The organism is Ruegeria faecimaris (genome assembly GCF_900182615.1).
Taxonomy (GTDB): Bacteria; Pseudomonadota; Alphaproteobacteria; order Rhodobacterales; family Rhodobacteraceae; genus Ruegeria; species Ruegeria faecimaris.
Map to the genome: position 1 here is coordinate 52,032 of NZ_FXTE01000019.1, position 9,255 is coordinate 61,286.

Here is a 9,255-nt window from a genome sequence, read left to right on the forward strand (position 1 = left end):
TTAGCGTTTGACAAAACAAGGCCGTAAGGCTGTCAGGCAAAACAAAGAGCAGGTTCATGGAAGCTGAAACGCTGGCGCTGGCGCAGGAGATCGATTTCTCCATGTGGGGGCTTTTTGCCCGCGCGACTTTTATCGTTAAACTGGTAATGCTGATGCTGATTGGCGCATCAGTCTGGTCCTGGGGGATCATCATCCAGAAACTGATCAATTACCGTGCTGCAAGGCGTGAAGCTCAGGTTTTTGATGAGGCTTTCTGGTCCGGGAACCCCTTGGATGAACTGTTCGAGCAGATCGGTACCCAACCCGATGGCAGTTCGGAGAAGATATTTGCCTCGGGCATGATCGAATGGCGCCGCTCGCACCGCACTGATGGCGGTCTGATAGCTGGTGCCACCGCACGCATTGATCGGTCGATGGATGTGGCCATCGCGAAAGAGGCCGAGGCGCTGCAAAAGGGCCTGCCCATTCTGGCCACTGTCGGCTCAACTGCACCCTTCATTGGTCTGTTCGGAACGGTCTGGGGTATCATGAATGCGTTCATCGAGATAGCCGAGCAGCAGAACACCAACCTGGCTGTTGTCGCGCCCGGTATTGCCGAGGCGTTGCTGGCCACCGGCCTGGGCCTGTTGGCCGCGATTCCGGCGGTGATTTTCTATAACAAACTCAGCGCAGATAGTGATCGGATCGTTGGAGGCTATGAAGCCTTTGCCGATGAGTTCGCCACCATTCTGTCGCGCCAGCTGGACAGCTGAGATGGGGGCTGCGGTTCAGCAATCCTCGGGCGGGAATGGACGCCGGCGGGGTCGGCGTCGCGGTCGCGCGCAGCCGATGGCTGAGATCAACGTCACACCCTTTGTGGACGTTATGCTGGTGCTGCTGATCATCTTCATGGTGGCCGCGCCCTTGCTGACTGTTGGTGTGCCTGTTGATCTGCCCAAAACGGCGGCCAGTGCGCTGCCCGGCGATAACGAGGAACCTTTGACCGTCACGCTGACCGCGGATGGCAGGGTGCAAATCCAAACCACGGATATTCTGCGCGAAGAGCTGATTGGCAAACTACGCGCCATCGCAGCAGAACGCAGTAGCGACCGAGTGTTTTTGCGCGCGGATGGTGCGATCCCTTATGCGCAGGTGATGCAGGTAATGGGCGCGCTTAATGCGGGTGGGTTCTCCAATGTGGGGCTGGTGACCGATACGGGCGGCCCGACACTGGACGACGGTGGAGAGTGAGGCCGCACGGTGGATACCGGCACCAAGATCTCGGCGATTGCCCATGTCAGTCTGATTTGTTGGGCATTTTTTGGCGGTACCTTCCGGTCCGAACCGTTGCCTATGGCCGTGCAGGACGTGTCGGTCATTTCGGCTGAGCAATTTGCGGCAATGACCGCTCAGCGGGATGCGCCCGAAGTGCCAACGCCAACAGCGCTACAGCCGCCCGAAGCCCCAACAGAAGAGGAGCCAGCGCCGGAACCGGTAGTGGAGGAGCAGCCTTCGTTGCAAGAGGCGGAACCTGCTGAACCCGACCCGGACCCGGATCCTGAGCCTGAACCGGTTGAGCCGCCGCCAGAACCGGTGGTGATTGAACAGCCACCGGTGTTGGACACGCCTGACCCCGAGATCGTCGACGTTACGGTGCCTTCTGGGCCAGAAGCACAGCCCAGCCCGGCCGAGAATGTTGCGCCGGTGCCGGTTGCGCCGCCTCCGCCCGAGGCCGCGCCTGATGAAATCGAAACCCCGGCCGTATCTTTGGACGAGAGAGCCGAGACCCAGCAGGAACAGCAGGATCAGACCGCCCCCGAGGAAAAGGCTGACGAGATTGTGACCGAAGCGGAAGAGCCCAAGGAAAACGCTCCCCGAACATCGCCGCGCCCGCGGACCCGTCCCAACCGCCCGACACCGCCGGTCGAGCCCGAAGTGGCGGAGACGCCCGAGCCCGAACCCACAGAGCCCGCGCAGACGGAAACAGCCATCAACGATGCGCTGGCCGAGGCGTTGGGACAAGGGAGTGAACCCTCTGGTCCGCCCTTGACCAGCGGCGAAAAGGACGCGATGCGATTGGCTGTTTCCCAATGCTGGAACGTTGGGTCCTTGTCCACGGATGCTCTGCAGACAGTTGTTGTTGTCGGATTTTCGTTGACCCCTGATGGCAAGGTGGTTGGCGGCAGCTTGCGCATGATCGACAGCTCAGGCGGTTCTGACGGCGCAGCCAGACAAGCCTATGAGGCTGCTCGACGTGCCATTTTGCGCTGTGGAGCCAAAGGATATGACCTGCCAACCGATAAATACGAGCATTGGCAGGATATTGAGATTACATTCAATCCCGAGAGGATGCGGATCAAATGATGAGACTTCTGACCAGCCTGTTGCTTGGCCTGACACTGGTGTCGGCACCTGTTCACGCCCAAAGTGGACCGCTTCGCTTGGAATTGGATCAGGGGATTATCGAACCCTTGCCCTTTTCGGTTCCGAATTTTGTGCCGGACAGCACAGCAGCTGCGCAATATGCCCAGGATATCTCGCGGGTTGTGGCCGCCGATCTAACCGGAACAGGGCTGTTCCGCGAAATTCTGTCTGATGCTTTCATCAGCCAAGTGGCCAGCTTTGAAGATCCCGTTCGGTTCGCGGATTGGAAAGCCATCAATGCCGAGGCTTTGGTGACAGGTGCTGTGAATGTGTCGGGCAATCGCCTGACGGTGCGGTTCAGGGTCTGGGATGTGTTTTCTGGGCAGGAGCTGGGCAACGGTCTGCAGTTTGCCGGGACGACTGAAGGGTGGCGGCGCATGGCCCATAAAGTGGCGGATCAAGTCTATAGCCGTGTAACGGGCGAGGGCGCCTATTTCGACAGTCGCGTTGCCTTTGTCTCGGAAAGCGGCCCCAAAAACCAGCGCCTGAAACGGCTGGCGATCATGGATTATGATGGTGCGAATGTGCAGTACCTGACCGACAGCGCCGCCATTGTTCTGGCACCACGCTTTTCACCTGCCGGTGATCAACTGCTCTATACCAGCTACGAATCCGGTCAGCCGCGCATCTATGTTCTGGATATCGAGCGGGTCAGGCGGACTGAGTTGAACACCCAGGGCGGCACGATGAGCTTTTCGCCCCGGTTTTCGCCGGATGGACGGTCGATCGTCTATTCGCTTATCCAGGGCGGCAATACGGACCTGTGGAAAATGGACCTGGCTTCCGGGCAAAGCGTACGGCTGACCAATACGCCCGCGATTGAAACCGCCCCCAGCTATTCGCCGGACGGTTCACAGATCGTGTTTGAAAGTGACCGTTCGGGCACGCCACAGCTTTACATCATGCCCGCAAACGGGGGTGAGGCGACGCGGATCAGCTTTGGTCAGGGCCGTTATGGAACCCCGGTCTGGTCCCCCCGTGGCGATCTGGTTGCGTTTACCAAGCAGAACAAAGGCCGATTTCATATCGGTGTCATGCGAACAGATGGCAGCGAAGAGCGTTTGCTGACCTCGTCGTTTCTGGACGAAGGACCGACATGGTCCCCTAATGGTCGCGTGATCATGTTCACCCGAGAAACTCAGGGCGCAAGTGGCCGGGCGACGCTGTATTCGGTTGATATCTCGGGACGCAACCTGCGCCCGATCCGCACCCCGGATGGGGGCAGCGATCCGTCATGGGGCCCACTGCAGAATTGATCACGGCTGCTGGCAGGAAAAGTTCACAAGGAACCTGCACTATGCTACAGAGACGGCAATAAAGAGAAAAAACAACGAGGCACCTGAGATGAACGTATTGGGCAAAATCCTAGCACTAGGTGTGTTTGGCGCGTTGGCGGCCTGCACCAATAACGATCCGTCTGCGCTGGGCGGCGGCTTTGGCAATGGCGCAAATGGCGGGCTGGCCGCGGGCTCTCCAAGTGATCCGCGCTCGCCTGCATATTTCCAGCAAACTGTTGGTGACCGGGTTCTGTTTTCGGTCGATCAGTCGACGCTTACTCCGCAGGCGCAGTCAGTGCTGCAGGGGCAGGCCGACTGGCTGATGGCCAACCCCGACTTTGTGGCAACGATCGAAGGCCATGCGGATGAGCAGGGCACGCGTGAGTATAACCTCGCACTGGGTGCGCGCCGGGCAAATGCCGCCCGCGAGTTCCTGATTTCGCGCGGGGTTGCGGGCAACCGGCTGACAACTGTCAGCTATGGCAAAGAACGTCCGATCGAGATTTGCAGCACCGAGGACTGCTATTCGAAAAACCGTCGTGCAGTGACGGTGCTGACCGGATCAACTTTGGGATAAGACGATGAAACTAGCAGGATGGGTTCTGGCCGCAGTTTTGGCGACCGCCGGTTTGGCACAAGCACAAGATCAGCAAACCTTGGCGGATATCCGGCAGGAACTGACGGTGCTGCATGTGGAAATTCAGCGGCTCAAGCGCGAGTTTTCAACAACTGGCTCTCCGGCCCCGAACCTGTCCGGCAGTTCGATACTTGAACGTGTTGATGCCATAGAGGCCGAGTTGCAGCGCCTGACGCGCCAGACCGAACAGTTGAACCAGCGTGTACAGAATATTGTAACCGACGGCACCAACCGCATCGGTGATCTTGAGTTTCGCTTGGTCGAACTGGAAGGCGGCGACCTGAGTACGCTCGGTGATACAACAACTCTGGGCGGAGAAACGGACATCACATCCGTAGCCCCTACTGCTCCGACAGCGCCAACCGATTCCGACCTGGGTGAGTTGGCAGTAGGCGAGCAAGCGGATTTCAATGCTGCTGCTCAGGCGCTGGCCGATGGAAACTTCCAGGCCGCCGCGGATCAGTTCGCAGTATTCGATACATCATATCCCGGAAGCCCGCTTGCGCCCGAAGCACACCTAAAGCGCGGGCAGGCGTTGGAAGGCATTGGCGACACCCGCGAAGCTGCAAGGGCTTTTCTGGCCAGCTTCACGGGTGATTCCGAAGGCGCCTATGCGCCTGAGGCTTTGTTCGAACTGGGTGCTGCTCTGGGCCGTCTGGGACAGACCGAACAGGCGTGTATAACACTGAGCGAGGTCAGCGTCCGGTTCCCGGCCTCGGCATTGGCCTCCAGCGCCACGCAGGAAATGACGTCACTGGGTTGTACTTGACCACACAAGGCACACTCCTGAAATCCGAACTCCGCGCGCGATTGCCGGAAAACCTTCCGCGCCGTCTAGGCGTTGCGGTATCCGGTGGCGGTGACTCAGTTGCTTTGCTGAGTTTGTTGAAGCACATCGCCCAAGAGGAACAGGTTGAGCTGTTTGTCGCCACGGTGAACCACAATCTGCGCCCCGAAGCGGTGGCGGAGGCAGATTGGGTGGCGCAGCTTGCCCAGGGTCTGGGCCTTCCACATGAGACGTTGCACTGGCAGGGGTGGGACCAGACAGGTAACCTGCAGGATAGGGCGCGGCAGGCCCGGTACCAGTTGCTGTCAGACTGGGCGCGTGACAAGCAGATCGGCGCGATTGCCCTGGGACACACCGCCGATGATCAAGCCGAAACCATGCTGATGCGATTGGCGCGCGCTGCTGGTGTGACGGGATTGTCCGGCATGCCCGCAATGCGGAACTATCAAGGGATCATGCTGCTGCGGCCGATGTTGGGGGTCACCCGGCAACAACTGCGCGATTATCTTGCCAAGATTGGGGCAGATTGGATCGAGGATCCATCGAATCACGACCGGCGGTTTGATCGTATCAAGGCGCGCGACGCGTTGACCGGCTTGTCCGAAATTGGGATTTCGGCACATTCTCTGTCCCGCGTTGCTGAAAACCTTGCTCAAGCCCGTGAAGCATTAGAGCAGATTACGCAGGATTCCGCCCGTCAGGTCCTGAGTGTCGATGGCGGCGATATCTGTGTCGATCGCGCGCAATTTTCCACTCTGCCTGCGGAAATTCGACGTCGTCTTCTTACAGGTTGTGTCCGCTGGATTGCGGGCCGCGGATATCCACCGCGTCAGGCTGCAACAGACCGGGCGCTGCTCGCGATTGATCAGGGTGAGGCGGCAACGATTGGTGGATGCCTCTTGATCCCAAAAGCCGATAAAATGTGGATTTGCAGAGAGCTAAATGCCGTTGAGAGCGCACCCGGCGCACCCGGTCAGATTTGGGATGGACGGTGGATCCTGTCTGGCCCAGCGATTCCCGACGCGCAGGTTCACCCGTTAGGTGCGGCTGGTTTGAAGGCCGTGCCAGATTGGCGTGCACTTGGAAAACCGCGCGCCGCGCTTCTGGCGTCTCCGTCCGTCTGGAGTGGAGAGGTCTTGGTATCTGCACCTATGGTGGGATTCTCAAATGGTTGGCTTGCAGAACTGACGCCAGAAGAGCCCGAGTTTCACTCTTCGGTTTTATCGCATTGAACCTGCTTGAATCATCTCTATTTTAAAGAGCAACCCGGCAGATCCCCATCTGCCGAAATCTTTTGGGAGATTTTTCTTGGGCAACGCTCGTAACATCGCCTTTTGGGTCGTTCTGTTTTTGCTGATCCTTGCACTGTTCAATCTGTTCAGCGGACCAGGTGGAACGCTTCAGAGCAATGAAAGAACCTATTCTGATTTCGTGACCGCTGTTGAAGGCGGCGAAGTCAAAAACGTGACATTGGATGGCGAGCAAATTCGCTATACCACGCAAAGCGGCGCAAGCTATGTCACGATCAAGCCCGGCGATGCCGAGGTGACCAAACTGCTGATCGATGAAAGCATCCCGGTTCAGGCTGTGAAACAACAGCAATCGGGCATTCAGTCTTTCCTGGTCACTCTTCTTCCCTTCCTGCTGCTGATCGGTGTCTGGGTCTACTTCATGAACCGGATGCAGGGTGGCGGCAAAGGTGGCGCGATGGGCTTTGGCAAATCCAAAGCCAAGATGCTGACCGAAAAGCATGGCCGTGTAACTTTTGATGATGTCGCTGGCATCGACGAGGCCAAGGAAGAACTGGAAGAGATCGTAGAATTCTTGCGCAATCCGCAGAAATTCAGTCGTCTGGGTGGCAAGATTCCAAAAGGCGCTTTGTTGGTGGGCCCTCCGGGGACCGGTAAAACGCTGCTGGCCCGCGCCATTGCGGGTGAGGCGGGTGTGCCCTTCTTCACCATTTCGGGTTCGGACTTTGTTGAGATGTTCGTCGGTGTCGGTGCATCCCGTGTCCGCGACATGTTCGAACAGGCCAAGAAAAACGCTCCCTGTATCGTCTTTATTGACGAGATTGACGCCGTTGGCCGCCATCGTGGTGCCGGTTATGGCGGGGGTAATGACGAACGTGAACAAACGCTCAACCAGTTGCTCGTCGAGATGGACGGGTTCGAAGCCAATGAGGGCGTGATTATCCTGGCGGCCACCAACCGTAAGGACGTTTTGGACCCTGCGCTGCTGCGTCCAGGCCGTTTCGACCGCAACGTGACTGTCGGCAACCCCGACATCAAAGGCCGCGAGAAGATCCTGGGCGTTCACGCACGCAAGACGCCCCTCGGACCTGATGTCGATCTGCGCATCATCGCGCGCGGGACTCCGGGCTTCTCGGGTGCTGATCTGGCCAACCTCGTGAATGAGGCCGCGCTGATGGCCGCCCGCGTCGGTCGCCGCTTTGTTACCATGGAAGATTTCGAGAATGCCAAGGACAAGGTGATGATGGGTGCCGAGCGCCGCTCGATGGTGCTGACCCAGGACCAGAAGGAAAAGACTGCCTATCACGAATCAGGGCATGCCGTTGTTGGTATGACGCTGCCGTTGTGTGATCCGGTCTATAAGGCAACGATCATTCCGCGTGGTGGTGCGCTGGGCATGGTGGTGTCACTGCCAGAAATGGACCGCCTGAACTATCACCGCGATGAGTGTGAGCAAAAGCTGGCCATGACCATGGCCGGTAAGGCGGCTGAGGTGATCAAATATGGCGAGGACCATGTCTCGAACGGTCCGGCGGGCGATATCATGCAGGCCAGCCAACTGTCGCGCGCGATGGTGATGCGCTGGGGCATGTCGGACAAGGTCGGCAATATCGACTATGCCGAAGCGCATGATGGCTATTCGGGCAACACTGCCGGGTTCTCGGTCTCGGCCCATACCAAGGAACTGATCGAGGAAGAGGTCAAGCGCCTGATCCAGCAAGGATATGAGCGTGCGCATCAGATCTTGTCAGAACAGAACGAGCAATGGGAACGTCTGGCCCAGGGGCTGCTGGAATATGAAACCCTGACCGGTGACGAGATCAAACGCGTCATGAATGGCGAGCCGCCCAGCGAAAGCGATGACGAGGGCGATAAACCTGATGAGGGCAGCGCCCCCAGCGTGACAGCCATTCCGAAAACCAAGGTTAAGAAAACTCCGCCCGATGGCGGGATGGAGCCGGAACCAACGGCTTAAACTTTCAAAGACCCGGGCCTGTCCCGGGTCTTTTTTCTTTTCAATCGCGAAGGTTTGCCCTTTATTCCGCATCAGATGTCAGTTCTGAAAAAGGGATAAATATGCCGGTATTGTGCGAAACCGAATTCACGGGAGAAGTTGTTTGGTTGGGCCACGTACCAGCAGGTGAAACTCTCCGGGCCAATGCCGTGGACAGTCTGGATTTGGGTTTCTCGGGTGATCAAGGCGCGCGTCACGAAGGCGTGAATCGTACCTCTTGCGTGCGGGTCAAAAACCTATATCCGGTGGGCACCGAAATTCGCAATGTGCGGCAGTTATCGATCCTGTCCGCAGAAGAACTTGATTCCATCGCGCAGGAAATGGGCTTGGGTAAGCTGGACCCGTCCCATTTGGGTGTCAGCATTGTCTTGCGCGGCATTCCGGATTTCACCCATATTCCGCCCTCGTCGCGTTTGCAGGTGGAAAATGGTGTGACGCTGACGATCGACATGGAAAACCGGCCCTGTATCCTGCCGGGGCGCGAGATCGAGGCTGACTTGCCCGGATATGGTGCTGCCTTCAAGCCCGCAGCGCAGGGACGGCGGGGGGTCACGGCTTGGGTCGAAAGACCCGGAGAGCTGAATCTGGGCGATGAGCTTACACTGTTTGTCCCCGATCAGAGAGCCTGGACACCATAAGGGACCGCAATTTCCGATCGGAAGGTGCCGATGTGACGCTACGACGTTTCAAGGCGCAATTATGTCGGAATCCATAGCCACCAATTTGGTACACAACGGTATGGAGTGAGCAGCGCCGGCGTTCTGCGTCGGGTTTGCACGGAATTCAATCAGGGACCGAAACCCAATGAGCTATAAATCTGACATCGAAATTGCGCGTGAGGCGAAGAAGAAGCCGATTCAGGAGATTGGTGCGAAGATCGGCATCGA

The 9,255-nt window shown here is 58.1% G+C and carries 9 protein-coding genes; all 9 read left to right on the plus strand.

Annotated elements, in window-relative coordinates; all coding sequences use genetic code 11:
• Positions 1 to 56 precede the first annotated feature (56 nt).
• The 9 genes from tolQ (at position 57) to FN806_RS19335 (ending at position 9,006) form a co-directional block, all read left to right on the plus strand.
• Positions 57 to 752 carry a protein TolQ gene (gene tolQ / locus FN806_RS19295; RefSeq protein WP_142640185.1) on the plus strand — a complete coding sequence of 232 codons (696 nt, stop codon included), beginning with the start codon at positions 57 to 59 and terminating at the stop codon, positions 750 to 752.
• A gap of 1 nt (position 753) precedes the next feature.
• Positions 754 to 1,230 carry a protein TolR gene (gene tolR, locus FN806_RS19300; protein WP_142640204.1) on the plus strand — a complete coding sequence of 159 codons (477 nt, stop codon included), beginning with the start codon at positions 754 to 756 and terminating at the stop codon, positions 1,228 to 1,230.
• A 9-nt stretch (positions 1,231 to 1,239) separates the two neighbouring features.
• Positions 1,240 to 2,343 carry an energy transducer TonB gene (locus FN806_RS19305; RefSeq protein WP_142640187.1) on the plus strand — a complete coding sequence of 368 codons (1,104 nt, stop codon included), beginning with the start codon at positions 1,240 to 1,242 and terminating at the stop codon, positions 2,341 to 2,343.
• Positions 2,340 to 3,659, plus strand: coding sequence for a Tol-Pal system beta propeller repeat protein TolB (tolB, locus tag FN806_RS19310; protein ID WP_142640188.1), 1,320 nt, complete (start codon positions 2,340 to 2,342; stop codon positions 3,657 to 3,659). The genes FN806_RS19305 and tolB overlap by 4 nt, the downstream gene beginning before the upstream one ends.
• Positions 3,660 to 3,747: 88 nt before the next feature.
• Positions 3,748 to 4,257, plus strand: a complete 510-nt coding sequence (gene pal, locus FN806_RS19315) for a peptidoglycan-associated lipoprotein Pal (RefSeq protein ID WP_142640190.1) — start codon at positions 3,748 to 3,750, stop codon at positions 4,255 to 4,257.
• A gap of 4 nt (positions 4,258 to 4,261) precedes the next feature.
• Positions 4,262 to 5,086, plus strand: a complete 825-nt coding sequence (ybgF, locus tag FN806_RS19320) for a tol-pal system protein YbgF (protein ID WP_142640192.1) — start codon at positions 4,262 to 4,264, stop codon at positions 5,084 to 5,086.
• Complete coding sequence (gene tilS / locus FN806_RS19325) at positions 5,083 to 6,336, plus strand: tRNA lysidine(34) synthetase TilS (protein ID WP_142640194.1); 1,254 nt, start codon at positions 5,083 to 5,085, stop codon at positions 6,334 to 6,336. Before ybgF ends, tilS begins: the two co-directional genes overlap by 4 nt.
• A gap of 76 nt (positions 6,337 to 6,412) precedes the next feature.
• On the plus strand, positions 6,413 to 8,329 hold the full coding sequence (gene ftsH, locus FN806_RS19330; protein ID WP_142640196.1) for an ATP-dependent zinc metalloprotease FtsH: 1,917 nt from the start codon (positions 6,413 to 6,415) through the stop codon (positions 8,327 to 8,329).
• A gap of 101 nt (positions 8,330 to 8,430) precedes the next feature.
• Positions 8,431 to 9,006 (plus strand): MOSC domain-containing protein, encoded by a 576-nt coding sequence (locus FN806_RS19335; RefSeq protein WP_142640199.1) that lies wholly within the window; start codon positions 8,431 to 8,433, stop codon positions 9,004 to 9,006.
• Positions 9,007 to 9,255 lie beyond the last annotated feature (249 nt).

What these genes read in the sequence shown, in the direction of transcription:
- ybgF (WP_142640192.1), top strand. Translation starts at nt 4,262, where the DNA reads ATGAAACTAGCAGGATGGGTTCTGGCCGCAGTTTTGGCGACCGCCGGT.
- tolR (WP_142640204.1), top strand. Translation starts at nt 754, where the DNA reads ATGGGGGCTGCGGTTCAGCAATCCTCGGGCGGGAATGGACGCCGGCGG.
- tolB (WP_142640188.1), top strand. Translation starts at nt 2,340, where the DNA reads ATGATGAGACTTCTGACCAGCCTGTTGCTTGGCCTGACACTGGTGTCG.
- tolQ (WP_142640185.1), top strand. Translation starts at nt 57, where the DNA reads ATGGAAGCTGAAACGCTGGCGCTGGCGCAGGAGATCGATTTCTCCATG.
- pal (WP_142640190.1), top strand. Translation starts at nt 3,748, where the DNA reads ATGAACGTATTGGGCAAAATCCTAGCACTAGGTGTGTTTGGCGCGTTG.
- FN806_RS19335 (WP_142640199.1), top strand. Translation starts at nt 8,431, where the DNA reads ATGCCGGTATTGTGCGAAACCGAATTCACGGGAGAAGTTGTTTGGTTG.